This is a genomic window from Bittarella massiliensis (ex Durand et al. 2017), from assembly GCF_001486165.1.
Taxonomy (GTDB): Bacteria; Bacillota; Clostridia; order Oscillospirales; family Ruminococcaceae; genus Bittarella; species Bittarella massiliensis.
Window position 1 is genome coordinate 337,636 of record NZ_LN908977.1, and the last position, 25,893, is coordinate 363,528.

Here is a 25,893-nt window from a genome sequence, read left to right on the forward strand (position 1 = left end):
GGGAGGGCCGGACCGGCCCTCCCTTTCCATTCCCCCGGAAATATGGTATCATCGTCACAGACTGATAAGAGAGGGGAGGGGCGGCCGATGGCCAAAAGGCAGACGCGCTATGTGGTGTTGGAGGCCCTGCGCCGGCAGGATGGGGAGTTTCTCTCCAGCACCGCCCTCACCGAGAAATTGGGGGTCACCCGGGCCGCCATCTGGAAGGCGGTGGTCGCCCTGAAAGAGGAGGGCTACCCCATCCGCTCGGTCACGGGGGAGGGCTACGCCCTGGAGGGGGAGCCGGACGTGCTGTCCGAGCGGGAGATTGCCCGTCACCTTGCCACCCGCTGGCTGGGGCGCACCCTCTGTTGCCAGCCCCAAATGGAATCCACCAACGCCCACCTCAAGGCGCTGGCTGCCGGGGGCGAACTCCGCCACGGGCTGGTGGCGGTGGCGGGGGAACAGACCGGCGGCCGGGGCCGGGGCGGGCGCAGCTTCTATTCGCCCCCGGGCGGCCTCTACTTCTCGGCGGCCCTGCAACAGCCCCTTCCCCTCTCAGCGCTGCGGCTGTTGACCCTGGCGTCTGCGGTGGCCATCTGCGAGGGGATCGCCAACTGCTGCGGTCTGCAGGTGGACATCAAGTGGCCCAACGACCTCTACTGGGGGGGAAGGAAGCTGGGCGGCATCCTCACCGAGTGCTCCCTGGTGGGGGAGAGCGGCGAACTGGAATACGCCGTCTGCGGCGCGGGGCTCAACTGCGCCGCCACCCCCTGCCCGCCGGAGCTCCGGGGGGAGATCGTCTCCCTGGAAGAGGCGCTGGGCGGCCCCTCTCCGGCGCGGGCGGCCCTGCTGGCCGCCCTTTTGCAGCGGCTGGAAGGGGCCTTTGATCAGCTGCTGCAAGGGGAGGGGAACCAGTCCCTGCTGGAGGGGTACCGCGCCCGGCTCCTCTGGGTCGGGGAGACGGTGGAGGTCGCGCGGGGAAGCGAGCGGTACCAGGCGGTCTTTGAGGGGGTCGACGGCGAGGGCCGCGCCCTGCTGCAAACGGGCAGGGAGGTGCAGGCGCTCTCCAGCGGGGAGATCCGCCTCAAGAAGAGATAGGAGAAAGAGAGAGGAGCGGCAGCTGTGGCTGGATTGGGATTTTACCCGGGGGACATCTATTTCCCCCTTGTGGAGGAGATGGAGAAGTGGAGCGTGGTGGCCTGTGACCAGTACACCGCCCAGCCCGACTACTGGCAGCGGGTGGAAAAGCGGGTGGGGGATGCCCCCTCGGCCCTGCGGATGATCGTCCCCGAGTGCTACCTGGGCACCCCGCAGGAGGGGGAGCGGGTGGCCGCCACGGCCGCCGCCATGCGCCGGTACGTGGAGGAGGGGGTCTTTCGGGCTGCCACCGGCTTTGTCTACCTGCGCCGCACCCTGCGCTCCGGCCGGGTGCGCCAGGGACTGGTGGGGCTTTTGGATCTGGAGCAGTACGACTACCGCCCGGACGCACAGTGTCCGGTGCGGGCCACCGAGGGCACGGTGCTCGAGCGCATCCCCCCGCGGGTGGCGGTGCGGCGGCAAGCCCTGCTGGAATGTCCCCACATCATGCTGCTGGTGAACGACCCGGAGGGGACGATGATCGAGCCCACGGCCCGGCGGCTGGGGGACTTGAGCCAGGTCTACGACTTCGATTTGATGGAGGACAGCGGCCACCTGCAGGGTTTCCTCTGCGATGACGACGAGGCGGTGCGGGTGATGGGCGCCCTGCGGGCCCTGTCGCTGAAATCCCCCTTCCTCTTTGCCGTGGGGGACGGCAACCACTCCCTGGCGGCCGCTAAGGCCCATTACGAGGAGATCAAACGGTCCCTGCCCGCCGGGGAGGCGGCGATGCACCCGGCCCGCTACGCCCTGGCGGAGGTGGTCAACCTCCACGACCCGGCCCTGGATTTTGAGCCCATCCACCGGGTGGTGTTCGATGTCGACGGCGAAAAACTGCTGGCCGCCCTGCGGGAAGAGCTGGACGCCGCCCCCGGCGAGGGGGGCCAGAGCGTCACCCTCTGCCTGGGAGAGCGGGAGGAGCGCTTTGCCTTTGGCAGACAGTTGGCCAACCTGTCGGTGGGCACCCTGCAGGCCTTTTTGGACGGGTATCTGGCCCGAGAGGGGGGCCGGGTGGACTACATCCACGGGGCGGATGTGGTCCGCCGTCTGTCCCGAGACGAGGGGTGTGTCGGCTTTTTGCTGGAGGGGATGGAGAAGGAGTCGCTCTTCCCCGCCGTGGCGGCGGACGGCGCTCTTCCCCGCAAGACCTTTTCCATGGGCGAGGCGTGGGACAAGCGGTTTTACCTGGAGTGCCGCCCTATCGCCGCGGGGTAGATGGCAGATCGAAGGGACAAAGCCAGGGGGCGGGACCCGGTGCATCGGGTCTCGCCCCCTGGCTTTGTTTGCGCAGAAGTCTTTTGCCGCGAAGGGGGGAGGGGAGCTAATCGGGCCGGGAGGGGGACTTACCCGCCGGGCTTGCGAAAGACGGCGGTAAAGGCCATCTCCCCCTCCCCCACCTGGGCGAAGAGCTCGCCGTCCATCTTCGCCATCAGCTGGCGGCAGATGGCCAGCCCCAGCCCGCTGCCGGGCTGGTCTGCGGCGTTGGAGCCCCGCCAGAAGCTGTCGAAGAGATAGGGCAACTCCCCCTCGGGCAGGGGGGAGCCGCTGTTTTTTACGGTGAGGAGGAGACAGTCCTCCTCCCAATCAAAGGAGAGGGCGACCCAACCGCCGTCTCCGTACTTGATGGCATTTTCCAGCAGGTTCTGCGCCACCTCCACCGCCCGGTCCAGGTCCCCTTTCAAAAGGCAGTCGCTCCAGGGGCCCACCCGAAAGTCGGTCTTTTGCAGGGACAGCTTGTCCGGGTAGTAGGCGGTGAGCGCGCCGACGAGTTGGCGGAGGTAGAACTCGCCTGAACGCACCTCCAACTGCAGCAGATTTTCGCTGGAGGCGGTGACCAGCTGGGAGACAAAGGACTCGATTTCGTCCGCCTTTTGGCCGATGCGCCTGGCGATCTTCCCCCGCCGCTCCGGCCCGTAGAGGTCCTGACGCAGGGCCTTGGCGTAGAGCTTGATGGCGCTCAAAGGGGTCTTGATGTCGTGGGAGAGGGAGAGGAGGAGGGACTTTTTCTCCCGCTGCAAGGAGAGTTCCGCCGCCCGCCGCCGCTCCAGCTCCTCCCGCAGCAGGTCCAGCCCCCAGAGAAAGCGCCCGAAGAGGCGGCCCCGGCTCTCGGGCAGGGGGGATGACAGGTTGCCCTTGGCCAGCTCAAAGGGCAGCTCGCGCAGCCGCTCAAAGGGCCGCAAAACGAGCCGCCAGACGACAAAAAGGAGGGACAGCACCAGGACCGCCATGGCGATCATCCCCCCGTTGGCAGCCCAAAAGAGGGTGCTGTCGCCGCCGGTGGGGAGGCGGTAGTCGAAGCGGTAGCAGGTGTCGCCGATCTGGCGGACGGCCGCGTCCAGGTTTTCGCCGGCAAAGAAGGCGGCCGCGTCCTCTCCGGGCAGCAGGGGGGTCACCCGGGTGACGTAGCGGCAGTCTGTGAGGTCGATGGCCCCCTCGCCCCCGGCGGCGATCGCCCGCGCCAGCCGGCTGATCTCCACCTGGTGGGGGCGCGCCCCACCGCCCCCCTCCCGGGCGGGGAGGAGGAAGGCCAGGTTGACGCCCAGAATGAGGGCGGCCAACCCCAGGACGACGGCGAAAAACAGACGGCTAAAGCGCTTCATCGGCTTCCCCCTCAAAGCGGTAACCCACCCCCCAGACCGTCAGGATGCGGGCAGGGTGTCTGGGATCGCACTCGATTTTTTGGCGCAGCCACTGGATGTGCACCGTCAGGGTCTGGGGCTCGCTGAAGCTGTCTGTTCCCCAGATGCGGTCAAAGATCCACTCCTTGCGCAGGGATTTGCCGCGGTGCTCCACCAGCAGCCAGAGGAGGTCGAACTCCTTGGCGGTGAGGGCCAGGGGCCTCCCCGCCAGGGTGGCGGCGCGGCGCTGCCGGTCCAGGGCGAGGTCGCCGTCGCGCAGGGCAGTGCGCTCGTACCGCCGCTGAAAGATGCCACGGATCTTGGCCAGGAGGATGTCCACGTCGTAGGGCTTTTCGATGTAGTCGTCCGCCCCCAGGCGCAGCCCGGCCAGTTTGTCCTCCTTTTCCGACCGGGCGCTCACCACCAGGATGGGCAGGTCCCCCTCCTGCCGCAGAGCGCGGCAGACGGCGAGGCCGTCCATCCCCGGGAGCATGACGTCCAGTACCACCAGCCGGGCCCCCTCCCGGTGGGCCAGGGCCAGCCCCTCCTCCCCGGTGGGGGCGAGGGCGGTTTGGTAGCCCTCGGCCTTTAAAAAGTCGCAGAGCAGTTCCCCCAGCTCCCGGTTGTCCTCCACCACCAACACGTCGATCACGGCGCGCCCTCCTCTCTTCTGCGGGGTTTTACCAGCCCATCTCGATGAGCCAGTTGCTCAGCGCCCGCTCTCTGGCGCGGGGCTGGCTCTCCTCAAAAGTATACTCCCCTTTGATGTTTCCATCAACGAGGTAAATCACCCGGCCGCAGCGGGAGGCCACTTTCACGTCGTGGGTCACCAGCAGGAGGGTGGTCCCCTCCCGGTTGATCTCCTCCAACTTCTCCATCACCCCGTCCGAGGCGGCGCGGTTGAGGGCGCCGGTGGGCTCGTCGGCAAAGATCATCTTCGGCCGGTTGATGAGGCTGCGGCAGATGCAGGCGCGCTGCAACTGCCCCCCCGAGACCTCGCTGATGTCGCTGTCGGCGGTCTCGACAATGCCCAGTTTGCGCATCAGCCCCTCCCCGCGGGCCACGATCTCCCGCCGGGGGCTCCGCTCCCTTTTGGACTGGCAGGCGGGGAGGATGATGTTGTCCAGCACCGTCAGATTTTTGAGCATGTACATCTGCTGGAAGATGAAGCCCATCTCCTCGAGCCGGGTGTCGGCCAGCTCCCGGGGGCGCATCCCCGCCAACTCCCGCCCGAAAAAGGAGACGCTGCCGGCGGTGATCCAGTCCATCCCCGAGACGGCGTAGAGGAGGGTGGACTTGCCCGAGCCCGAGGGACCCATCACCGCCACCATCTCCCCCTCCTCCACGGTGAGGTCGACGTTTTTGAGGACGTTGTTCTGCCGCTTGTTGACAATATAGGTCTTGCAGAGGTCTTTGGTTTGCAGCGCAGTAGCCATGGTCATTCGCTCCTTTTATTCAATGTTGTTGGTCTCGCGGGGGGAGATGCGGCGGATGGGGAGGGCCGCCAGGGCGCTGACGGCCAGGGTGACGGCCAGCACCAGCAGGGGGTAAAAGAGATAGACTTCCAGCGGGTGGACGACGAACTCGATGTGGCTGGCCCCCATCATCTCAAAGGCCTTGGCCGCCGAGAGCTGGGCGATGGGCCCCGAGAGGGCCGCCCCCAACAGGGTGGCCGCCGCCAGGATGATGCCGATGCGCAGCACCTGCCAGGCGAGGATGGCCCCGTCCCGAAAGCCGATGCTCTTGAGCATCCCGATCTCGCCCTTTTCCCGGGTGAGAAAGCTCTTCATCATTAGCAGGGCCACCAGGGCGTTGATGGCGAGGATGACCGCCACGATCAGCTGCTTGACCTGGTCGACCTGCTCGGCGGTGTCCCCGATCATATAGCTGACGTATCCGGCCCCGGTGTAGATGCGCTCGCGCGGGAAGAGCTCTTTCAGCCGCTGGGCCCGCGCGGCGATCTCCCCCTCGCTGGGGTGGTCGCGAAAGGCCACCTGGGTGGCAAAACCGCCGAACCCGTAGTGGTAGTCGAGATCCTCCTTTTCCGAGAAGCGGATGCCCTCGCCCAAATTGTTCATCGACTGGTAGATGGCGGTGACCAGGAAGGACTTCTCCTCCCCGCCGATCTTGATTTTGACCCGGTCGCCGATCTGGGCGCCGACGGCGTCGGCAGTGATGTGGGTGAGGGCCACCTCGCCGGGCCCGGCGGGGGCGCTGCCGCTGGAATAGGTGTAGCGGCCGGCATCGACGCCGGTGCCCTGAATGGCAAAGGCGGAGGTGCTCTCCTCCCCCAGGGAGATGCGAAAGCGAAAGATGGTCTCGGCCCAGCAGTCGGCGGGCATCCCCTCCTGGGCCAGCGTCTCCTCGGTCTGGCGCAGGTGGGCACGCAGCTTCTCCCGCCCGCCGGGGACCAAAAACTCCATGGTGCGCTCGTCGCTGTTTAGGTAGAGGTCGCTCTCGACCATCCCGAACAGGTCGATGAGATGGCCGCTGCCCAGCGTGTTGACGGTGTTCACCGGCACGATGATGAGGACGATGCCGATGGTAAAGGTGACCAGCAGGGCCGCAAAGCGGCGAAAGCCGCTGAGGATGTCCCCCAGGGCCAGAAAGGGGAGGACCGGCATCCGCCCGCGGGAGAGGCGCAGCGCCCCCTTGCGGTGGAACCGCTCGCCGCTCTTCCCGCTGCGGATGGCGTCGATGGGGGAGAGGGAGCCGATGCGCCGGGTGCAGAGGGAGCAGAAGGAGACGACCACCGCCACGATGAGGACACAGCAGAGCAGGTGGAGGAGGACCCCGCCGCCCCCGGCGGCGGGAAGGACGATGTTTTTGCCCACCCGCTCCAAAAAGAGGTTGCCGAAGGGGATGCTGGCGAAGAAGCCGGCGGTCGCCCCCGCCAGGGCGATGGCCAGGTATTTGACCAGGTAGAGGCCGCGGATCTTGCGGGCGGGGATGCCGATGGCCTTCATGATGCCGATTTCGCGGTACTCCTCCTCCAGGGTGAAGGTGATGGTGAAGCGGAGGATGACCAGGGAGATGAGGATGAGGCAGGCGCTGACGGCCAAGAGGGCCGCGGCGACCACCGTGTCCATGACGTAGGTGGTGGCCACCAGGGAGCGGTCGCAGGCCACCACCGCGGGAAAGCCCAGGCGGTTGTACGCCCGCTGCAGCGCCGGGGCGTCGCCGGTCTTGACCGAGTAGATGGCGCCGGTCTGGTTGTCCCAGTCGCCCTCCCGGGCAAGGGTCTGGTAGTCGCCCCGGCTGATGAGCAGCCGGGAGGAACCCATCATGGAGGAGCCGAGAAAGGCGTCTTTGACGTTGCCGGCGACGGTGAAGTCCATCTCCAGCGCCCCGGTGCGCAGGGTGATGGTGTCGCCCCGGACCAGACCGGCGTCCTCCATCACCTTGAGGGGGAGGTAGATGGTCCCGTCCTCGATGGCGGTGAGGGGGCGGTCGTCGCTGTCGAAAAAGGTCAGCTGGGCGTCGAGGGAGCTGAGGAAGCCGGTGTTTTGCAGTTCCAGCGCCTCGCCGTTTCGCCAGAGGTTTTGCCCCAAGTAGAGGTGCTCGCTGCGGCCCCAGCTCTCCACCAGTTCGCTCTCGTTTAAAAAGTCGATCAACTCGCCGTCATTCCCGCCGTTGTTGGCGGTGACGACTGTAAAATCCCCCAGACCGGCCCTGTCGAAATAGCTGTCCAGGGCGGTGGAGATGGCGATCAAGTTGCCGGCGCTGCTGGCGATGAAGGTCGCCGCCAGGGCGATGAAGACGAGGAGGATGGCGTTCATGGTCTTTTTGCGCCGCAGGTCCTTTTTTAAGATGTGCAGGTACATGAAAAAGCCCCTTTCTGCTCTCGGTAAGACCGAGTATAGGGCAAAAGATATTAAAGAATCCTTAAATCCAAAAAGGACAGAAAAAAAGAGGGCGGCATCGCCCTCCCCCCTTTACGCCCGGCCCAACCACAGCCAGGCGGCCATCCCCGCCAGCCAGAGCAGACTGAGGGCTGGGACCCCCCAGGTGAACTTTCTGTGGCGGGTCTTGTGGTGAAACCAGTGCATCCCCAAATAGAAGCCGGGTCCGCCCCCCAGCGCGCAGAGGGTGAGCAGCGCCCGCTCGGAGATGCGCCAGCGGCCCTTGACGGCGGCGCGCTTGTCCGCCAGGCAGGCAAAGAGGGCCGCCAGATTGACGGCGGCCAGATACCACCAAAAAAAGACCGGCACGGCGCTCGCCCTCCTTTATAAAAGAGATGGTTTTTTACAAGTATACCAGAGGGGGGAGAGGGGGACAAGGGGGAAATACCGGCAGCGGCACACGGAGGGACGAAGAAGGAACCATTTGGTGATGGAGGAATATTTGTCCATTTATCTTGACAAAATCTTCAAAAAGAGGTATGGTGATTGTGCAAAAGTGTAAGTTTTCGTTCTGAATATAAATGTATTTTGTTTATTTTTGTATGCCAACTTGTGTTCGTCACAGGTTGGTTTTTTTGTTTGTTTCAGCCAAAACGGCGGGGCGAACGACAACCTACACCTTTTTAGCAGGGGGCGGCCACTGCGGCCGCCCCCGCCAACAAACTCATTTTACAGGAGGGAAACCATGAAGATGAAGAGAGTGCTGTCGGTCCTGTTGAGCCTGGGACTGGTGGCGGCAGCGGTCCCCGCCCAGACCCTGGCCAAAGGGGAGGAGACGGTCCGCATCTCCAGCTCGCAGGAGCTGGTGGAGGCCATCCACAACCAGAAAGACGGGCAGACCTGGGTGCTGGAAGCGGGTCTTTACGACCTGGGAGACGACTGTCTGGACGTTGTGGCAAACATCAATGGGGTGGAGAAGGGGTTTGTGTTCCCCCTCTTTGTCGATGATTTGAGCATCCGCGGCGAGGGCGAGGTCTCGATCACCAGCTCGTACGACCCCGCCACCGGCAACTGGGCCGGGCAGAACTTCGTCACCGTCGGCGGCGACGGCGTCACCCTGGAGAACCTGACCCTCAAGGGGAACCCCAACAGCTTTTACGACGGCCAGTGCAACAAGGCCGTCGAGCTGATGGGCGGCAAGGACCTGACCCTGAAAGACATTGTGCTGGGCACGCTCCAAGCCCCCGACGGCTCTGTCAGCAGCGGCTCCATCTACATCAGCAGCGCCGATGCGGGCAACACCGTCATCGAAGGGGTGGAGATGGCCTCCTGGATCAGCGCCAAGTCGGTCACCTCGGGCTCGGTGACGGTGAAAAACGTGACCCAGGACTTTGCCAACAACACCTATGCGGGCTATTCCGACGAGGTGTACGGCTATGCCTGGAACCCCGGCGTGAGCGGGGACAAGGTGTCCCTGGAGGGGCTGACCATCAAGGTCGACAACAAGTCGAACTTTGTCAAGCAGATTTCGGACAACCTGCGCCCCGGCACCACGGTGGAGCTGACCGAGGACATCGCCGTGAGCGAGATGGTCTACCTCCGCGCCGACGGGGTGAGCATCCGCGGCGGCGGCCACACCATCACCGCGGCCGACAATTTCCAGATGGGGAGCCACGGCCAGATCAACCTCGTGAAGGTGGAGGCCGACGGCGTGACCCTGGAGGACCTGCAGCTGGTAGCCACCGCGGCCAACAAACACGCCCTGGACATCTGGGGCGCCGACGGGGTGACCCTGCGCAATGTAGAGCTGGACCACAGCGCCGCCAAGACGGGGGCGCCGCTGGTCAACAACAGTTCCAACGTGACCATTGAGGGGACCTTCCGGGCCGTGACCGGGGAACACTCCTGGTACGGCGTGAACCTGGACGACAGATACGGCAAAGCCACCCTCACCTTCGCCGAGGGCGCGGCGGTCAGCTACGAGAGCAAGGCGGCGGAGGAAAAGCCCTTTGTCTACCTGGAACTGGCCACCACCAAGCCCAGCGAGGCCATTGTCAACCCGGAAAACGGCGGTCTGCTGCTGGACCCCGAGAACGGCCAGTTTGTAGAGCACAGCCACCAGTACGGCAGTTGGCAGAGCGATGCGGCCGAGCACTGGAAGAGCTGCGAGTGCGGCGCCGAGAGCGAGCGCGCCGCCCACACCTTTGTCTGGGTGATCGACAAAGAGGCCACCGAGACCGAGGTCGGCAACAAGCACGAGGTGTGTAGCGTCTGCGGCTATGCCCGGGCGGCGGTGGAGATCCCCGCCACCGGTTCCCAGACCACCCCGCCGGACGAGGAGGAGCCCGGCGACACCCCGGAGGAGCAGCCCGGCGAGGGGGAGAAGGCCGACACCCCCATCACCGGCGACAGCGCTATCCTGCTGGGGGCCGGCCTGGCAGCCGCCCTCGGCGCGGCGGCACTGGTGGTGCTGAAGAAGCGGAAGGCCAGCGCCCGCTAGGGAGCGGACAGACAGAGAGCCAAAGGAGAGAAGGGGGACGGCCGTCCCCCTTCTCTTTTTGCGCAAAACGGGGGAGGAGGGCGCTTTACATTTGAAAAACGGGGTCTTATAATACATGTGAACAATACGTTACAGCGAGAAAGACAGGTGATGGACCCATGGCAAGCGAACCTTCCGGCGCGACCGAGGACCGCGCCCAATTCCTCAAGATGACCACCGAACCGGTGGGACGGCTCATCGGCAAACTGGCCGTCCCCACCATCATCAGCATGCTGGTGACCTCTATCTACAACATGGCGGACACCTTTTTTGTCAGCCAACTGGGCACCAGCGCCACCGGCGCCGTCGGGGTGGTGTTCTCCCTGATGGCGATCATCCAGGCGGTGGGCTTTACCCTGGGCATGGGCTCGGGGAGCAACATCTCCCGCCTGCTGGGACAGGAGAAGAAGGACGAGGCCGACCGGGTGGCCTCCACCGCCTTTTTTACCGCCCTGCTCCTGGGGCTCTGCATCACGGTCATCGGCCTTCTGTCCATGAAAAACCTGATGCGGCTGCTGGGTGCCACCGAGACCATTCTGCCCTACGCGCAGGACTACGCCCGCTACATCCTCTTCGGCGCGCCCATCATGTGCGCCTCCTTTGTGATGAACAACGACCTGCGCTCCGAGGGGAAGGCGGTCCTCTCGATGGTGGGGATCGCCACCGGCGGGGTGCTCAACATCGCTCTGGACCCCCTCTTCATCTTTGTCTTCGACATGGGCATCTCGGGGGCAGCCATCGCCACCCTGCTCAGCCAGTGCATCAGCTTTTGCATCCTTCTCTCCAACTACCTCTTTCGCCGCAGCACCGTGCGCATCAACATCCGCAAGGTGAGCCTGCGCTGGGACCTCTACCAAAAAATCGTAGTCACCGGCATGCCGTCCTTTTTCCGGCAGGCGCTGGCCTCCTTTGCCTCCATCTCCCTGAATGTGGCGGCGCGGGCCTACGGCGACCCGGCGGTGGCCGCCATGTCGGTGGTGGGGCGGGTGTTCATGTTCATCCTCTCGGCCATGCTGGGCTTTGGGCAGGGCTTTCAGCCGGTCTGCGGCTACAACTACGGCGCAGGCCGCTATGACCGGGTGAAAAAGGCCTACCTCTTCTGCCTGAAGGTGGGTTTCTGCGGGCTGCTGGTCCTCTCGGCGGCGGGCTTTGCCCTCGCCCCCAAGATCATGGCCATCTTCCGCCGGGACGACCCCGTGGTCATCGCCATCGGCGCCCTGGCCTTTCGCCTGCAATGCTGCAGCCTGCCCCTGCACTCCTTCATCGTCATCAGCAACATGCTCTTTCAGTCCCTGGGCAAACCCCGGCAGGCCACCTTCATCTCGGTGGCCCGGCAGGGGCTGTTCTTCCTCCCCCTCATCTACACCCTGCCCTCCCTCATCGGGGTGCTGGGGGTGCAGTGCAGCCAGCCCATCGCCGACCTGGTGACCGCCCTGGCCTGCGTGCCGATCGTCCTCCTCTTCTTCCGGCAGCTAAACGCGCAGATCGCCGCCATGCCCCGGGAGGGGGTGGCTTCTCCACAGGGAGAGCCCGCACCCCAGCCCCAGAAGGCCGATTGACCCGCCACACGAAAACAAACAGGAGCGCCCCGACGGATAGCAGTCGGGGCGCTCCTGTTTGCCCTTGACTCCCCCCTAAAAGGGTGTAGAATGGCCTTGCGGGGATAAAAACACGGCCTGGTCGGGTAGTCCAGGCGCGGCGCAAGCCGTCAGTAACCTGCCTCCTTTGGTTGTCCCTTCTCCGCTGGGTGCGCCGACAGGCGCCCCGCAGGATATTCTCTTTAAAGGAGGGATCGTCTGTGGTACAGACAAGAGCGAAACTGACCGTGTACTTTGAGGACCCGTTCTGGGTCGGGCTCTACGAGCGGTGGGAGGACGGCCGGGTGGAGGTCTGCAAGATCACCTTCGGCGCCGAGCCCAAAGACTACCAGGTCTACGAGCGGATGCTCGCGGGGTGGGACCGGCTGCGCTTCAGCCCCCCGGTCGCGGGGGAGGACCCAGCGGGTGACAGACGGGTGAACCCCAAGCGGATGCAGCGGGTCATCCGCCGCGCGCTGGAAGGGCGGGGGAACGGCACCAAGGCCCAGCAGGCGCTGCAACTGCAGCGGGAAGCGGGCAAGAAAGAGCGCCGCACCTTTACCCGCCAGCAGCGGGAGGCCGAGCGGGAGCGGCAGTTTGCCCTGCGCCAGGAAAAGCGGCGGGAGAAACACCGGGGCCACTAGGGGCCCGCGCCCACAGGTCAAACGCGCCCGGCGGTAAAAGCCCGCCGGGCGCGTTTGGCGCGTTCCCGCCCCCTTTTGAGAGGCGGGGGATGCAAAAAGGGCCTGCGCAATGTTGCGCAGGCCCTTTGTCGCACGAAAGGGGAAGGTTACTTGTTCAGGTTCTCCTCCAGGATCTCCAGCTGGTGAGCCAGCTCCTTGGGCAGGTGATCGCCGAACTTGCCGTAGAACTCGTGAATGCCCTTGGCCTCCTCTTTCCAGAGGTCCACATCCACGCTCAGCAGACCCTTCAGGGTCTCCAGGTCGATGTCCAGTCCCTCGAGGTTGATGTCCTCGGGCTTGGGCTCGTAGCCGATGGGGGTCTCAACGGCGTCGGCCTTGCCGTCGCAGCGGTTGATGATCCACTCCAGCACCCGCATGTTGTCGCCGAACCCGGGCCAGATAAAGTGGCCTTCGTTGTCGGTGCGGAACCAGTTGACGTTAAAGATTTTGGGGGCCTTGTCGCCCAGCTTCTTGCCCATCTCCAGCCAGTGGGCAAAGTAGTCGCCCATGTGGTAGCCGCAGAAGGGGAGCATGGCCATGGGGTCGCGGCGGACCACGCCGACAGCGCCGGTGGCGGCGGCAGTGGTCTCAGAGGCCATGATGGAGCCGACGAAGACGCCGTGCTCCCAATCTCTGGCCTGGTAGACCAGGGGAGCGGTCTTGGCGCGGCGGCCGCCGAAGACGATGGCGGTCACCGGCACGCCCTCGGGGTTGTCGAACTCAGAGCTGATGCAGGGGCAGTTGATGGCGGGGGCGGTGAAACGGCTGTTGGGGTGTGCGCCCTTGACGCCGCTCTCGGGATCCCACTTGTTGCCCTTCCAGTCCAGGGCGTTTTTCGGCGGGTTCTTGTCCAGGCCCTCCCACCAGACGGTGTTCTCGTCCAGGTTGTGCACCACGTTGGTGAAGATGGTGTCTTTCTGGGTGGAGATCAGGGCGTTGGGGTTGGATTTCATGTTGGTGCCGGGGGCGACGCCGAAGAAGCCGTTCTCCGGGTTGATGGCCCACAGGCGGCCGTCGTCGCCGATGCGCATCCAGGCGATGTCGTCGCCGACAGTCCAGACTTTGTAGCCCTTCTGCTGGTAGATCTCGGGGGGGATGAGCATGGCCAGGTTGGTCTTGCCGCAGGCAGAGGGGAAGGCGGCGGTCACGTACTTGACCTCGCCCTGGGGGTTCTCAAGGCCCAAAATGAGCATGTGCTCGGCCATCCAGCCCTCGTTTTTGCCCTGGAAGGAGGCGATGCGCAGAGCAAAGCACTTTTTGCCCAGCAGCACGTTTCCGCCGTAGCCGGAGTTGATGGACCAGATGGTGTTGTCCTCGGGGAAGTGGACGATGTAGCGCTTCTCCTCGTCGATGTCGGCTTTGGAGTGCAGGCCGCGGACAAAGTCGTTGGACTCGTCGCCCAGGTGATCCCAGGCGGCCTGGCCCATGCGGGTCATGATGGCCATGTTCAGCACCACGTAGGTGGAGTCGGTCAGCTCGACGCCGACTTTGGACAGCTTGGAGCCGACGGGGCCCATGCAGTAGGGGATGACATACATGGTGCGGCCCTTCATGACGCCGTCAAACATGGCGCCCAGCTTCTCGTACATGACCTTCGGGTCCTCCCAGTTGTTGGTCGGACCGGCATCCTCTTTGTTGCGGGTGCAGATGAAGGTGCGGCCCTCGACACGGGCCACGTCGTTTTCAGCGGTGCGGTGAATATAGCAACCGGGGAGTTTTTCCTCGTTGAGCTTGACCATCTCGCCGGTGGAGACGCTCAGCGCGCGGATCTCTTCGAGCTGCTCCTTGCTGCCGTCGATCCAGACAACCTTGTCCGGCTTGCACAGCGCGACCATCTCGTCGACCCAGTTCAAGACATTCTTGTTGTTCGTCATAGGTGATATGCCCCTTTCTAAAGTGCGGTTTTGGTTGTAAAAAAACAACTTTTCCTGTTTACCATTATAGCGAAGAAAAGGTGAGATTTCAACTTGAAAACGCCGTTTTATTAGGTGAATTTGCATAATTATAGTCGTTTCACATTGTAGCAAACGACGAATATGACGGTCATTGACAGAAAATTAACAGCATTCAAAAAATGCTTCTGGCTTTTTGGGGTCGTCTGTGATAGACTAAAAGTTATCGAAAAAACACAGGCGGCCAGGCCCGCCCTGCAAGGAGGACAACCCGTGCTACCTATTTTGTTGGCCGTTGCCATGGCCGCCCTGGGCTATCTCACCCAGACCGGCAAACTCACCCTGTTTGTCACCTACTACAACCCCGACATGAGCGAGGAAGAGATGCAGGAGATGGAGGCAAAGCGCAAGACCAGCGCCGTGCGCAGCCTCTACCTCATGGGAGCGGCGGCCGCTGTCTCGGGGGTGCTGTCCCTGTGCAATCTCTATTTTTATAAAGAGCTGTTCATGGGCATCTACCTGGGGCTGTTTGTCCGCTTTCTCTGCAAGACCTTTGTCAGCGCCGGGACAAAGACCATGAAGCTGGTCTTTGTGCTGGCGGGCATCCTCACCGGATTCCTCTACTTCTCCGTCAGCTTTACCTTTGCCTTCTCCCCCAACAGCTACACCGTGCAGGACGGCACCCTGGTGATCGCCGGGGGCGAAAAGGGGGAGGTGCCCCTCTCCGGGGCCAAAATCACCCTGCAGAGCGAGCTGCCCCGGCGCCAGAAGGCCGAGAGCCAGGTGAAGGAGTTCAACGGCACCTTCCGCGGCCAGTACCTGCTGGCAAACGGCGAGAGCGCCCACCTCTACCTCAACGGCGGCAGCGGCTGCGCCGTCCGCCTGGAGGGGGAGAGCGGCATCTACTACTTCACCGGCGCCAGCGACGAGGAGACCAAGGAACTCTACGCCCTCCTGGGGGGCACCATCGTAGAATAGACGCCCAATGCGTGGGGAGAGGCCGGCCGCAAGGCCGGCCTCTCCTGTTGTGAAGGGATGGCAGCAGAGGAGAGGCAGGCGACCCGGCTGTGGGGCGGAACTTTCAGGCGCGCTCGCTGAAGCGGCGTTTGGGCGGCGCGCTGGCCGCCACCGGCACAGCGCCGCAGAGCAGGGACCCTAAAAAGAGCCTAGAGCGGGTCTTTGCCGCCCTGAGGTGAGCCTCTTGCACTGAGCCTGCCGGGACAGGGCTGCTCCCTGGCGGTGGATATACTCCCGCTCCCTTTACCACTGAGGAGCCAAGGGAGCTGACGGCCGCCGATTGGGAAAAAAGAGAGACTGCCATGACCTTGGACAGCGGACTGTGAGCAGAGCGGGCCGTCCTGGTCCCGGCGCGGGGCGGTAGCAGCCGGGCCCTCTTCCTCTTTGCTTTAGGTCCCCTCGCCTTTAGCGCAAGTGGGGAGGGCCGGGACAGGCCTCCCTGGCCTCAGCGCGGGGTGGCCGCAGCCAGGGCCCCTTCCCCTGTCTCGATGGTCGCTTTCCTTTGCTGCAAACGAGGAGGGCCGAGATGAACCGCCATGGCCCCGGCATGGGGTGGCTGCAGCCGTGGCCCTTTCCCCTGCCTTGTCCGCCGCCTTTCCCTGCCGCAAACGAGAGGACCGAGACGGGCTGCCCCACGGGTGAGAAGGAGTCCACAGAGGTTGGGGTCCCCATCTAAATTCCCGATGGGAAAAGCGATTGCTTCTCCGCCTGGGTCGAGGTATCATGGGGGAAAGGGCCACCAAGACCGCGGCCCGCAGAGAGGAGAGAGATCGTGTACTACACCTGTGGAAGTTGCACCGTTCACGGTTGCCAGTCCGGCGACTTTGAGAAGCTGCCCAAAAACTGCCCCATCCGCAACACCCCGCTGATGGAGGCCGCCTTCGCCAAATACGGCGAAGAGGAAAACCACAAGTTCTACCTGGAGAGCTCCAAGATCGAGGCCACCGGCTACGGCCGCTGGCCCCGGGTGCGGGAGATCACCGAGTTCTGCAAGGCCATGGGCTACCAGAAGTTGGGGGTGGCCTTCTGCGGCGGCCTGAAGGAGGAGGGGCGGATCGCCTGCGAGATCTTTCGCGCCCACGGCTTTACGGTGGTCTCGGCCATCTGCAAGGCCGGCGGGGTGCCCAAGGAGCAGGTGGGTCTGGGGGAGGAGGACAAGGTCCACCCCGGTCAGTTCGAGCCCATGTGCAACCCCATCGCCCAGGCCATGCTCTTAAATGAGCAGCAGACCGAGTTCAACATTGTCATCGGCCTCTGTGTGGGGCACGACTCCCTCTTTTACAAATACGCCCAGGCGCCCACCACCACCCTGGTCACCAAGGACAGGGCCCTGGCCCACAACCCGGCGGGCGCCCTCTACTGTGCCCACTCCTATTTTAAAGATAAGGTCTAGCGCCGGTTCCAAGCCGCTGCCCCCCCTGGGCGGCGGCTTTTTTTGCCTTAATTTTGATAAATTGAATATAAAATTGATATTGACTGATTGAAATATATAAAATATAATGGTGATAACACAAGTGAAGAGTGGAGGGATCGGTTTGCGCTATTACCAGAGCAAACCCGACTGGGACGAGACGGGGCGGCTGCGCCACATCGGCCTTGCGCGGGGAGAGGTGGCGCCAGCGGTGCTGATGCCGGGGGACCCGGGCCGGTGTGAGGCGATGCAGAGGTTGTTTGCTGCGCCCCATTTTGTGGGGCAGCGCGGCGCCTTTGCCACCTATACGGGGGAGACTTCGGGGGGCGCGCCCATCTCGGTCATGTCCTCGGGGATGGGTTGCATGAACGTCTCCCTGGCACTGGAGGAGCTCTCACACCTGGGGGTGGACACGGTGATCCGGGTGGGGACCGGCGGGGCGATACAGCTCCCCTTCTCCCCGGGGACGCTGGTCATCGCCACCGGCTGCGTCCGGGGGGAGGGGGCCTCGCAGGAGTATCTGCCCCCCGAGTTCCCCGCCGTGGCCGACTACCGGGTGGTGAGCGCCCTGCGCCGGGCCTGCCGGGAGCTGGGGGAGGAGCCGGTGGTGGGCCTCTACCGCTCGCACGACTGCTTTTATATGGAGTCCCCCGGGGCGCACCCCGGCCTCTTTGAGCGCATTCAAATCTGGCGGGACACCAATGTGCAGCTGCTCGAGAACGAGAGCGGCACCCTGTTTTCCCTGGGGCACCTGCTGGGGATCAAGACCGGCTCCATCTGCATCGCCATGGGCAGTCTCTTTGACGAGCACCGGGAAGAGGCGCTGGCGGCCGCCGCCCAAAAAGACCCCCAGTGGCTGCAACGGCGGGTGGAGGTCGCCACCAGGGCGTCGATGCGGGCCGTCGAACTGCTGCGAGAGGGAGAGGGGGAGTAGACCGTGCCGTTTGCCAGTAAAAAATTGATGGACGAGAGGGGCAAGATCCACCACCTGGGCCTGGGGGTGGGAGAGGTGGCCCCGTCGGTGATCCTGACTGCGGAGATGGAACAGGTCCCGGTGATCGCCGGGCTGTTGGAGGGCGCCGTGGAGACCGGCCGCAACCGGGAATACCTGACCTACACGGGGACGGCGGGCGGGGTGCCCGTCAGCGTCATGTCCACCGGGAACGGGTGCATGCCCATGGCCATTGCCGCGGAGGAGCTTTTTCACCTCGGCTGTACCGCCCTGCTCAAGGTGGGGGCGGGCTTTGCCCTGCAGCCCGACTGTGCCCCGGGCGCGCTGTTGACGGCCACCGCGAGCGTGCGGGGAGAGGGGACCGTCAGGGAGTATGTGGGCCCCGAATACCCCGCCGTCAGCGACCCGGAGTTGTGGGAGGAGATTTTGGCCGCGGCGGGGGAGCGGGGGGAGCGCCTTCGCTCGGGCATCTTCCGCAGCCACGACGCCTACTACCTGGAAAGCCCCTTTGCCCCGGACGGCGGGGAGCGAGCGGCTCGGTGGCGCGCCCTCGGGGTGGAGCTGATCGAGCACGAGACCTCCGCCCTGTTTGTGCTGGGCACCATTTTGGGGATGCGGACGGGAGCTCTCTACGTGGCAAAGGGCAACCTGTCGGGGGGCGACGCCCTTTCACCGGCGCAGTTGGAGGGGCGGCTGCACACCTGTTACGAGATCGCCGTGCGGGCGATAGAGAGGATGGCGAAGAGAGATGGATAGGGGAACACTGCTCATAAAAAACTGCAAACTGGCTCGGTTCGACGACCTGACGGCGGCGGATGCGGACATCCGCATCGCGGACGGAAAAATCGCCGCGATCGGCCCCCTGACCCCGGGGGAGGGGGAGACGGTGCTGGAGGCGGGGGGGATGCTCTGCATGCCGGCCTTTGTGGACACCCATACCCACCTGGTGCAGTCCCTGCAAAAGGGGCACATGGACGGGCTGGCCATCACCAACTGGCTGGTGAAGATGCTCACCACCGAGCAGATCTTGAGCGAGGAGGAGTACTTTTATGGCACCCTTCTGGGCCTTTTGCAGGGGCTGCGCTTTGGGGTGACCACCTTTCACGACATGATCCAATACCCCTGGGTGGATGCCGCCGCCGAGGCGTACAACAGGGCGGGGCTGCGGGTGGTGATGGGGCTGGGCGCCACCGATGTCGCCGAGAACGAAAAGACCTACATGGTGGGGCTGGACAACTCCCTGCGGCAGGCAGAGGACATCTACACCCGCTTTCACAACACGAACGGCGGCCTGATCCGGACCGATGTGGCGCCGCTGGGACTGCCCGCCTGCAGCAAGGAGCTGATGCAGGCCCTCAAGGCCTTCTCCCGGGAGCGGGGACTCACCTTCCACACCCACCTGGCGGAGGGGCGGATGGAGACGGAGCAGATCCGCGCCCGCACCGGCTGGGGCGAGGGGGAGGCCCTCTACCGCTACGGCATCCTGGACGAAAAGACCATCCTCGCCCACAGCATCTGGCTGGAAGAGCGGGAGCTGGACATGATTGCCGAGAGCGGGGCCACCGTCGCCCACTGCCCCTGCACCAACATGAAGATCAGCGACGGCATCCCCCCCATCGACCGGATGGCGGCCAAGGGGGTGCACCTCGCCCTGGGGTGCGACGGCGAGGCGTCCAGCTCCAACCGGGACATGGTGCGGGAGATGCACGCCGGGGCGCTGCTGCAAAAGGTGGTCACCGGCCGGCCGCAGGCCCTGCCGGAATCCCTGTGCTACCGGATGATGACCGAAAACGGCGCCCGCGCCCTCGGCTTTGACGACCTGGGCCGGGTGGCGGTGGGCAACCGGGCGGATTTGATTTTGGTGGACATGCAGGAGGTCTCCCTGGTGGGGGAGGAGACACAGCTCTCCAACTTCCTGCACGCGGGCACCGGTTTTCAGGTGGACACGGTGCTGGTGGAAGGGGCGGTCCGCCTGCGGGGCAAGCAGTTTGTGGATATCGACGCCGAGGCGATCATGGCCAGGTGCGAACGGGTGATCAGGGGGATCTATGAGAGACAGTGAACTGCAGAGACTGCGTCTGGACGAGGTGGACCGCACCCCCCTCTACCTGTTGGCCTACCGCAGGCTGCGGGAGCTGATCGCCTCCGGCGCGTTTGCCCCGGGTGAAAAGCTGATGAGCGAGGCGAAGCTGGCCGAGGCGATGGGGGTGGGGCGGACCTCCCTTCGCACAGCGCTGGTGCTCCTGCAGGAGGACGACTATGTCAGCACCCGTCACGGCAGCGGCACCTTTGTCACCCAGCGGCTGCCCAGCCCGGAGGACGCGGCCCCCGCCGCCTGCCTGACGGTGCGCGAGCGGCTGGAGCGGCTGCACCTCCCCCTGCAGGTGCAGCCCGGCCCGGTCCGGCTCGGCCAGCGGGACGACTTTTTGGACAGCCAGTTGGAGGCGGGCGGCGAGAGCCTTGCCATGGTGCCGGCGGCCTACTTTTTGGACGGCCAACTGGCGGTGGAGAGCCAGCTCTACGCCTGTGAGCGGGTGGCCCGCTCCCTCGGAGAGCTGGAACTGCTCTTTCACACCCGGGTGGATCACCTGACCAGCAGCTTTTCAGTCACCCATTTAAAGGGGGTGGAGTTTCACCACTCGCCCCTGTGGGGGGAGAAGCCGGCACTGCTGATCTCCTCTCTGTGGTTGAGCGCGGACAACCGGCCGATCTGCTTTGAGAAGGACTATGTGGACACCGACGTCTTTCGCTACAAGATCCGCCTCGGCAGGCAGTCCCTGTAGACAAAAAAGAGAGAGGGTCGGCGCAGCAACGCTGCGCCGACCCTCTCTGACTGCCTTGGGGGCAGGGGAGGCCGTGTCGGGGGAAGGGATCAGCCCAGAAAGGGAAAGATGATGGCGCCCAGGACCCCACAGCCCACCATCACCCAGATGGGGTTGGGTTTCCACTTGCGCAGGACGAAGAGGGCGGCGGCAAACATCGCGGCGCAGATCCAGTCGACGCTGGCGGGCGACCAGCTCACCGCGCCCCCCTGCCAGAGGGAGAGGATGAGGATGGACAGCCCCGCCGAGGCGATGAGGGCCACCACCGCCGGCCGCAGCCCCTTTAAAATCGCCTGCATGGCGTCGAGCTGGCGGTACTTGGTGTAGATTTTGGCCAGGGCGATGACGATGATGCAGGAGGGGATCACGCAGCCGATGGTGGCGACGATGGAGCCCCAGAACCCGGCGATGTGGGTGCCCACGAAGGTGGCCGAGTTGATGGCCACCGGCCCGGGGGTCATCTGGGAGATGGTGATGATGTCGGCAAACTGGGTCATGTCCAGCCAGTGGTGCAGGGTGACCACCTGGTTTTGGATCAGCCGCATGGAGGCGTAGCCGCCCCCAAAGCTGAACAGGCCGATTTGGAAGAAGCTCCACAGCAGCTGCAGGTAGATCATTTGGACACCTCCCCGCTCTTTTTCTGCCGGAAGCAGAGAAAGCCGATGAGGCCGCAGGCCAGCACGATGAAGGCCACGTTGACGTTAAAGACATAGGTCGCCACAAAGGCGGCCGCCATCATCAGGATGGAGAGGATGTTCTTCTCCTTGGCGACCCCCCAGCCCATGGTGACGGTGACATCGACGATGACCGCCGCCACCCCGGCCTGCATCCCCCGCAGGACGTTGGCCACCACCTGGTTGGCCCGAAAGGCCTGGTAGAACAGGGAGATCACCGAGAGGATGATCAGGGGGGGCAGCACCGTGCCCGCAATGGCCACCAGGGCCCCCAACATCCCCGCCAGGCGGTAGCCGATGATGATGGCCGCGTTGACGGCGATGGGCCCGGGGGAGGACTGGGCGATGGCCGTCAAATCGAGCATCTCGTCCTCCTCCAGCCAGTGGTACTGCTGCACAAACTTCTTGCGCATCAGGGGGATGATGACATACCCGCCGCCAAAGGTAAAGGCGCTGAGGGTGAAGGTGGAAGAAAACAGCTTCCAGTAAAACCGCAAATCTCTCTTTGCCAACTGCATGGCCTCCTCTTTCTCTTTTCACCCCCAGTATACGCCTTGCATTTTAATAAGTAAAATAATATAATTTTATAAAATGAATATCGAATCACTTATGAAAGGGAGGGGATCGGGATGACCCTGCGCCACCTGCGCATCTTCACGGCGGTCTGCCAGTGCGGCAGCGCCACCGAGGCGGCCCGCCGCCTCTACATGACCCAGCCGGCGGTGAGCCTGGCCATCTCGGAGCTGGAGAGCCACTACGGCGTCCGGCTCTTCGACCGCATCTCCCGGCGGCTGCACATCACCGAGCCGGGGCGGCAGCTGCTGGCCCGGGCCGGGCAGATCCTCGACCTCATCGACCAGCTGGAGGAGGAGATGCCCGGCGGCCGGGGCGGCCGGCTGCGCATCGGCGCCAGCATCACCGTCGGCAGCGAGTTCCTCCCCGGCTGCGTGGAGCGGTTTTCCGCCGCCTGGCCGGAGGTGGAGGTGCAGGTGCGGGTGGACAGCAGCGAGACCATCGAGGGCCTCCTGCTGGAAAACCGGCTGGATATGGGGCTGATGGACGGCCCCGCCCGGGACGGCCAACTGGCCGCCCACCCCTTTTTGGAGGACGAGCTGGGCCTTTTCTGCCGCCCCGGCCACCCGCTGCTGGCCCGCCAGCCCCTGCCGCCGGGCGAGTTGGCCCACCAGCCCCTCCTGCTGCGGGAGGCGGGCAGTGGCGCCCGCAAGGTCTTTGAGAGCGCCCTCATCACCCGGGGGATGGAGGTGAGTCCCGCCTGGGAATCCAGCTCCACCCGGGCGCTGAAGGAGGCCGCCCGCCAGGGGCTGGGGATCGCCGTGCTGCCGGTGCGGCTGGCCGCCGAAGAACTGGCCTCCGGCGCCCTCTGCCGCCTGGCGGTGGAGGGGATGCCCCTGGTGCGCAGCCTCTGCGCGGTCTACCACAAAAACAAGTACCTGACCCCGGCGGCCACCGCCTTTTTGGAAATCTGCACCGGCGCAAAAAGCGGCCCGGCCAAAGGGCCGGGCCGACAGGGGGGCGGGGGACGCGCTCAGCTGGAATAGTCCTGCAACAGCCCCTCCAGCTCCTGGCGGCTCTCCGCCCAGACGCCCTGCAGCAGGTGTTGTTGCTCCTCTTCCGGCAGGGCGCTGAGGGTCACCTCTCCGCAGAGTTCGGGCTGGCCGGAACCGCCGGCGTAGACGGCCAGCTGCCCGTTTTCCACCCGCAGAAGATAGCGGGAAGGGGCCTCGGTCTGCATAGAGTCGGCGCCGCGGTGCCATCCTACCAACAAGCTGGAAAGAAATAGGGCCGCGCAGCAGAGAAAAGCGGTCACGGTCGAGAGAATCCACCGGTTTTTCGTCACATCAATCACCTCTCGAGTCCAGTATTCTCTTAAAAATAAATGAATATGCAGAAAAATCGGTTTAACAAAATCGACGGTATATGCTATAATAACTTACCATTGGAAGGAGGTTATGCTTGTGCCCAACCAAAAATCGCCGGACGGCGGCAAGTCCCCGTCGGAGAAAAAGAAGGGAACCACCAAGCAGACCGCCGCAAACGCCGCCTCGAAAAAGGGCCAAAAGGGCCCCAAGCGGAAACTGCGGGAGAGAAAATGGTTCAAGGTCTGCCTGACGGTATTCTTTATCCTGGTGATCGTGGTGTCCATTGCGGCCACCTCTTTCATGATGTACGTCTTCAGCACCATGAAAAACGACGACCAGATCTTGAGCCTGGAAAATGTAAAGCTGGCCTTTACCACCATTGTATACGGCAAGGACGGGTCGGGTGAAGAGGTGGAAGTGACCCGCCTCAACTCGGCCGAAAACCGCATCTGGGTGGACTATGAGAACATCCCTGAAAATATGATCCACGCCGTGGTGGCGGTGGAGGACGAGCGCTTTTACAAGCACCACGGGGTGGACTGGAAGCGCACCATCGCCGCCACCGTCAACGAGATCATCCCCATCTACAAGGGGCGGCCGGGCGGTTCCACCATCACCCAGCAGCTCATCAAAAACATCACCCACGACAAGTCCACCAACTTTTTGGAGGGGTATGCCCGCAAGGCGCGGGAGATCTTCCGCGCCCTGAACCTGGAGAAGATGTACTCGAAAGAGGACATCCTGGAGGCCTACCTCAACACCTTCCACCTGGGTAACAACACCGACGGGGTGCAGGCGGCGGCCTATGTCTACTTCGGCAAGGACGTGTCTGAACTCTCCCTGGTGGAGTGCGCCTCCATCGCCGGCATGACCCAGAGCCCCTCCGAGTACAACCCCTTTATCCACCCCGAAAACAACAAGACCCGGCGGGACTACGTGCTCAGCAAGATGCTGGAACTGGGCTACATCACCCAGGAGGAGTACGACGAGGCGGTCAATACCGAGCCCGAATTCAAGAGCGAGGAGTACGCCGCCAACGCCCAGAAGATCGAGAGCTACTTCACCGACTACATGATCGACGACGTCATCGACCACCTGATGGAGAAATACGGCTACACCAAAGAGGAGGCCACCAACTACCTCTACACCGGCGGCCTGCGCATCTACTCCACCGTGGACACCTCGGTCCAAAACACCCTGGAATCGGTCTACGAAAACGACAAGAGCTTCCCCAACGTGTCCAGAAAAGAGACCGTCACCGACGAGGAGGGCAACAAGAGCGAGGTCACCATCCGCCCCGAATCGGCGGCGGTGGTGATGGATTTCGAGGGCAACATCCTGGGCCTGGTGGGCGGCCGGGGCGAGAAGACGGTCAACCGGGCCCTCAACCGGGCGGTAGTGGCCGGCCGCTCCAACGGCTCCACCATGAAACCCCTGGCGGCCTACGGGCCGGCCATCGAGCAGGATCTGATCACCTACTCCACCGTCATGGACGACTCCCCGGTCAAGACCCTCAACGGCCGCCCCTGGCCCAAGAACTACTACGCGGGCTACAAGGGGAAGATGACCGCCGAGACCGCCTTGAAAAAGTCGGTCAACACCGTGGCGGTGCGGACCATCCAGAAAGTCGGCGCCAAAAACAGCTATGAGTTCTTGAAGGAAAAGCTGGGGATCACCACCCTCACCGAGAGCGATGTGGACGACAGCCTGGCCCTGGGGATGCTGACGGACGGCATCTCCCCCCTGGAGGTGACGGCCGCCTACGCCGTCTTCGGCAACGGCGGGGTCTACTACGAGCCCCGCACCTACACCCGGGTGGAGGACCAGTTCGGCAACGTGGTGCTCGACGGCAGCGAGTTCGGCAGCAACCGCGCCTTCTCCGAGTCCACCGCCAAGGTGACAAACCAGATGCTCCAGCAGGTCCTGCAGTCGGGGGGCACCGCCGCCTCGTTCCGCTACGGCTCCATGCCCCTGGCGGGCAAGACCGGCACCACCGACTCCGACACCGACAACAACCTGCCCCGCGACGTGTGGTTTGTGGGGATGAACCCCTATTACGTGACCGGCGTCTGGTGGGGTTACGACTCCAAGTACGGCGTGTCCGAGAGCGGCTATCCCCCTGCCGCCATCTGGAAGAACATCATGAGCCAGATCAGTTCTGGCAAGGCCTACAAGAACTTCCCCAACGCCTCCGGCGTGGTGCAGAAGACCTACTGCGTCAAGAGCGGGCTGCTGGCCTCCGACAAGTGCACCGAGACTGCGGTGGGCTGGTACAAGACCTCCAATATCCCCGAGACCTGTTCCGGGGTGCACGAGGGCGATCCCCCGGTAGAGGAGGAGCAAAAGCCGCAGAGCAGTTCGGCGGCCTCGTCGAGCGGGTCCAGTTCGGCCAGTTCCAGCGCCTCCAGCTCTTCCAATTCCTCCAGTTCAGCCAGCTCTTCCAGCAAACCGGTGGTGCCGCCGGTGAGTTCCAGCCAGGCGGCCCCCAAGCAGTGATTTCCCCCGCCTGGGAGCGGACGGCACACAGTTGACAGATTTTGAGGACCGGGCGGCAGCCAAGCCGCTCGGCCCTCTTTTTTTGCAGCTTTGGCACCCCAAGGCCCCGGTCCTGCCGGGGAAGATAGCTGCTTTGACACAGGGCATCCTGAACAGAGGGGCGCCAAAGGTGCAAGCGAAAGGCCGGGGGATGGGCGATGCGCAATAAACTCCGACGGCATCGCTTTACCGGCGACAGTGCGATGAAAAAATGCGACGCCCCTTGCGGGGGCGAAGCCCGTATCGCGCCCTTTCGGGCTGGTGTGTGCCCCGCCAGTTTCGCCGGGGAGATCCGTCGGGGACCCCGACGGTGATACCGCCCGTCCTCACCC

At 64.2% G+C, this 25,893-nt stretch carries 22 protein-coding genes; 13 read left to right on the plus strand and 9 right to left on the minus strand.

The annotated features are described in order from the left end of the window. Window positions 1-87 precede the first annotated feature (87 nt). Together BN3266_RS08610 and BN3266_RS08615 are read left to right on the plus strand one after the other, a co-directional pair. Window positions 88-1,080: a biotin--[acetyl-CoA-carboxylase] ligase gene (locus BN3266_RS08610; RefSeq protein WP_059004838.1), complete on the plus strand. Its 993-nt coding sequence runs from the start codon at window positions 88-90 to the stop codon at window positions 1,078-1,080. A gap of 24 nt (window positions 1,081-1,104) precedes the next feature. Further along, window positions 1,105-2,334 (plus strand): DUF1015 domain-containing protein, encoded by a 1,230-nt coding sequence (locus BN3266_RS08615; RefSeq protein WP_059004839.1) that lies wholly within the window; start codon window positions 1,105-1,107, stop codon window positions 2,332-2,334. Window positions 2,335-2,462: 128 nt separating this feature from the next. Here BN3266_RS08615 and BN3266_RS08620 read toward each other — a convergent pair whose 3' ends face one another. The 5 genes from BN3266_RS08620 to BN3266_RS08640 all read right to left on the minus strand — a co-directional run bounded on the left by BN3266_RS08620 (window position 2,463) and on the right by BN3266_RS08640 (window position 7,948). Then, a complete protein-coding gene (locus BN3266_RS08620; protein WP_059004840.1) occupies window positions 2,463-3,719 on the minus strand; it encodes a sensor histidine kinase in 1,257 nt (418 codons plus the stop codon). After that, the gene (locus tag BN3266_RS08625) at window positions 3,706-4,389 is read right to left on the minus strand and encodes a response regulator transcription factor (RefSeq protein ID WP_059004841.1); all 684 of its coding nucleotides are present in this window, start codon (window positions 4,387-4,389) and stop codon (window positions 3,706-3,708) included. The genes BN3266_RS08620 and BN3266_RS08625 overlap by 14 nt, the downstream gene beginning before the upstream one ends. A 28-nt stretch (window positions 4,390-4,417) precedes the next feature. Beyond that, a complete protein-coding gene (locus tag BN3266_RS08630; RefSeq protein WP_059004842.1) occupies window positions 4,418-5,173 on the minus strand; it encodes an ABC transporter ATP-binding protein in 756 nt (251 codons plus the stop codon). 15 nt (window positions 5,174-5,188) lie between these two features. Beyond that, on the minus strand, window positions 5,189-7,561 hold the full coding sequence (locus BN3266_RS08635) for an ABC transporter permease (RefSeq protein WP_059004843.1): 2,373 nt from the start codon (window positions 7,559-7,561) through the stop codon (window positions 5,189-5,191). Window positions 7,562-7,672: 111 nt separating this feature from the next. After that, entirely contained in the window at window positions 7,673-7,948 is a 276-nt protein-coding gene (locus BN3266_RS08640) for a DUF1294 domain-containing protein (RefSeq protein WP_059004844.1), read from the minus strand. A gap of 376 nt (window positions 7,949-8,324) precedes the next feature. Between BN3266_RS08640 and BN3266_RS08645 the strand changes: the two genes are divergently transcribed. The 3 genes from BN3266_RS08645 (at window position 8,325) to BN3266_RS08655 (ending at window position 12,339) form a co-directional block, all read left to right on the plus strand. Then, entirely contained in the window at window positions 8,325-10,079 is a 1,755-nt protein-coding gene (locus BN3266_RS08645; RefSeq protein ID WP_059004845.1) for a right-handed parallel beta-helix repeat-containing protein, read from the plus strand. Between the two features lie 158 nt (window positions 10,080-10,237). Next, window positions 10,238-11,677 carry an MATE family efflux transporter gene (locus BN3266_RS08650; protein WP_059004846.1) on the plus strand — a complete coding sequence of 480 codons (1,440 nt, stop codon included), beginning with the start codon at window positions 10,238-10,240 and terminating at the stop codon, window positions 11,675-11,677. Window positions 11,678-11,916: 239 nt separating this feature from the next. Then, complete coding sequence (locus tag BN3266_RS08655; RefSeq protein ID WP_021660441.1) at window positions 11,917-12,339, plus strand: YjdF family protein; 423 nt, start codon at window positions 11,917-11,919, stop codon at window positions 12,337-12,339. A 146-nt stretch (window positions 12,340-12,485) separates the two neighbouring features. On the opposite strand, the gene BN3266_RS08660 is transcribed toward BN3266_RS08655, so the two are convergent. Continuing rightward, entirely contained in the window at window positions 12,486-14,252 is a 1,767-nt protein-coding gene (locus tag BN3266_RS08660) for a phosphoenolpyruvate carboxykinase (GTP) (protein WP_059004847.1), read from the minus strand. A 291-nt stretch (window positions 14,253-14,543) separates the two neighbouring features. Between BN3266_RS08660 and BN3266_RS08665 the strand changes: the two genes are divergently transcribed. The 6 genes from BN3266_RS08665 to BN3266_RS08690 all read left to right on the plus strand — a co-directional run bounded on the left by BN3266_RS08665 (window position 14,544) and on the right by BN3266_RS08690 (window position 20,433). Beyond that, window positions 14,544-15,248, plus strand: coding sequence for a hypothetical protein (locus BN3266_RS08665; protein WP_154669038.1), 705 nt, complete (start codon window positions 14,544-14,546; stop codon window positions 15,246-15,248). 811 nt (window positions 15,249-16,059) lie between these two features. Beyond that, on the plus strand, window positions 16,060-16,680 hold the full coding sequence (locus BN3266_RS08670) for a DUF1847 domain-containing protein (RefSeq protein ID WP_044993021.1): 621 nt from the start codon (window positions 16,060-16,062) through the stop codon (window positions 16,678-16,680). A 142-nt stretch (window positions 16,681-16,822) separates the two neighbouring features. Continuing rightward, window positions 16,823-17,632: a nucleoside phosphorylase gene (locus BN3266_RS08675; RefSeq protein ID WP_059004849.1), complete on the plus strand. Its 810-nt coding sequence runs from the start codon at window positions 16,823-16,825 to the stop codon at window positions 17,630-17,632. 3 nt (window positions 17,633-17,635) lie between these two features. Beyond that, window positions 17,636-18,406 carry a phosphorylase family protein gene (locus tag BN3266_RS08680; RefSeq protein ID WP_059004850.1) on the plus strand — a complete coding sequence of 257 codons (771 nt, stop codon included), beginning with the start codon at window positions 17,636-17,638 and terminating at the stop codon, window positions 18,404-18,406. Further along, a complete protein-coding gene (locus BN3266_RS08685) occupies window positions 18,399-19,712 on the plus strand; it encodes an amidohydrolase family protein (RefSeq protein ID WP_059004851.1) in 1,314 nt (437 codons plus the stop codon). The genes BN3266_RS08680 and BN3266_RS08685 overlap by 8 nt, the downstream gene beginning before the upstream one ends. Then, window positions 19,699-20,433: a GntR family transcriptional regulator gene (locus BN3266_RS08690; RefSeq protein ID WP_082671753.1), complete on the plus strand. Its 735-nt coding sequence runs from the start codon at window positions 19,699-19,701 to the stop codon at window positions 20,431-20,433. Before BN3266_RS08685 ends, BN3266_RS08690 begins: the two co-directional genes overlap by 14 nt. Window positions 20,434-20,522: 89 nt before the next feature. On the opposite strand, the gene BN3266_RS08695 is transcribed toward BN3266_RS08690, so the two are convergent. Further along, window positions 20,523-21,089, minus strand: a complete 567-nt coding sequence (locus tag BN3266_RS08695) for a chromate transporter (RefSeq protein WP_059004853.1) — start codon at window positions 21,087-21,089, stop codon at window positions 20,523-20,525. Continuing rightward, the gene (locus BN3266_RS08700) at window positions 21,086-21,664 is read right to left on the minus strand and encodes a chromate transporter (RefSeq protein WP_059004854.1); all 579 of its coding nucleotides are present in this window, start codon (window positions 21,662-21,664) and stop codon (window positions 21,086-21,088) included. The genes BN3266_RS08695 and BN3266_RS08700 overlap by 4 nt, the downstream gene beginning before the upstream one ends. Before the next feature lie 111 nt (window positions 21,665-21,775). Between BN3266_RS08700 and BN3266_RS08705 the strand changes: the two genes are divergently transcribed. Beyond that, on the plus strand, window positions 21,776-22,705 hold the full coding sequence (locus tag BN3266_RS08705; protein ID WP_075109723.1) for a LysR family transcriptional regulator: 930 nt from the start codon (window positions 21,776-21,778) through the stop codon (window positions 22,703-22,705). Here BN3266_RS08705 and BN3266_RS08710 read toward each other — a convergent pair. After that, window positions 22,693-22,899, minus strand: coding sequence for a hypothetical protein (locus BN3266_RS08710; RefSeq protein WP_059004855.1), 207 nt, complete (start codon window positions 22,897-22,899; stop codon window positions 22,693-22,695). The genes BN3266_RS08705 and BN3266_RS08710 overlap by 13 nt on opposite strands. A 223-nt stretch (window positions 22,900-23,122) precedes the next feature. On the opposite strand from BN3266_RS08710, the gene BN3266_RS08715 reads away from it, so the two are divergent. Next, window positions 23,123-25,522, plus strand: coding sequence for a transglycosylase domain-containing protein (locus BN3266_RS08715; protein ID WP_052537744.1), 2,400 nt, complete (start codon window positions 23,123-23,125; stop codon window positions 25,520-25,522). Window positions 25,523-25,893 lie beyond the last annotated feature (371 nt).

Coding starts and splice junctions, on each gene's coding strand:
- BN3266_RS08630 (WP_059004842.1), bottom strand. CDS start 5,173: ATGGCTACTGCGCTGCAAACCAAAGACCTCTGCAAGACCTATATTGTC.
- BN3266_RS08610 (WP_059004838.1), top strand. CDS start 88: ATGGCCAAAAGGCAGACGCGCTATGTGGTGTTGGAGGCCCTGCGCCGG.
- BN3266_RS08635 (WP_059004843.1), bottom strand. CDS start 7,561: ATGTACCTGCACATCTTAAAAAAGGACCTGCGGCGCAAAAAGACCATG.
- BN3266_RS08700 (WP_059004854.1), bottom strand. CDS start 21,664: ATGCAGTTGGCAAAGAGAGATTTGCGGTTTTACTGGAAGCTGTTTTCT.
- BN3266_RS08710 (WP_059004855.1), bottom strand. CDS start 22,899: ATGCAGACCGAGGCCCCTTCCCGCTATCTTCTGCGGGTGGAAAACGGG.
- BN3266_RS08685 (WP_059004851.1), top strand. CDS start 18,399: ATGGATAGGGGAACACTGCTCATAAAAAACTGCAAACTGGCTCGGTTC.
- BN3266_RS08695 (WP_059004853.1), bottom strand. CDS start 21,089: ATGATCTACCTGCAGCTGCTGTGGAGCTTCTTCCAAATCGGCCTGTTC.
- BN3266_RS08620 (WP_059004840.1), bottom strand. CDS start 3,719: ATGAAGCGCTTTAGCCGTCTGTTTTTCGCCGTCGTCCTGGGGTTGGCC.
- BN3266_RS08645 (WP_059004845.1), top strand. CDS start 8,325: ATGAAGATGAAGAGAGTGCTGTCGGTCCTGTTGAGCCTGGGACTGGTG.
- BN3266_RS08705 (WP_075109723.1), top strand. CDS start 21,776: ATGACCCTGCGCCACCTGCGCATCTTCACGGCGGTCTGCCAGTGCGGC.
- BN3266_RS08660 (WP_059004847.1), bottom strand. CDS start 14,252: ATGACGAACAACAAGAATGTCTTGAACTGGGTCGACGAGATGGTCGCG.
- BN3266_RS08690 (WP_082671753.1), top strand. CDS start 19,699: ATGAGAGACAGTGAACTGCAGAGACTGCGTCTGGACGAGGTGGACCGC.
- BN3266_RS08650 (WP_059004846.1), top strand. CDS start 10,238: ATGGCAAGCGAACCTTCCGGCGCGACCGAGGACCGCGCCCAATTCCTC.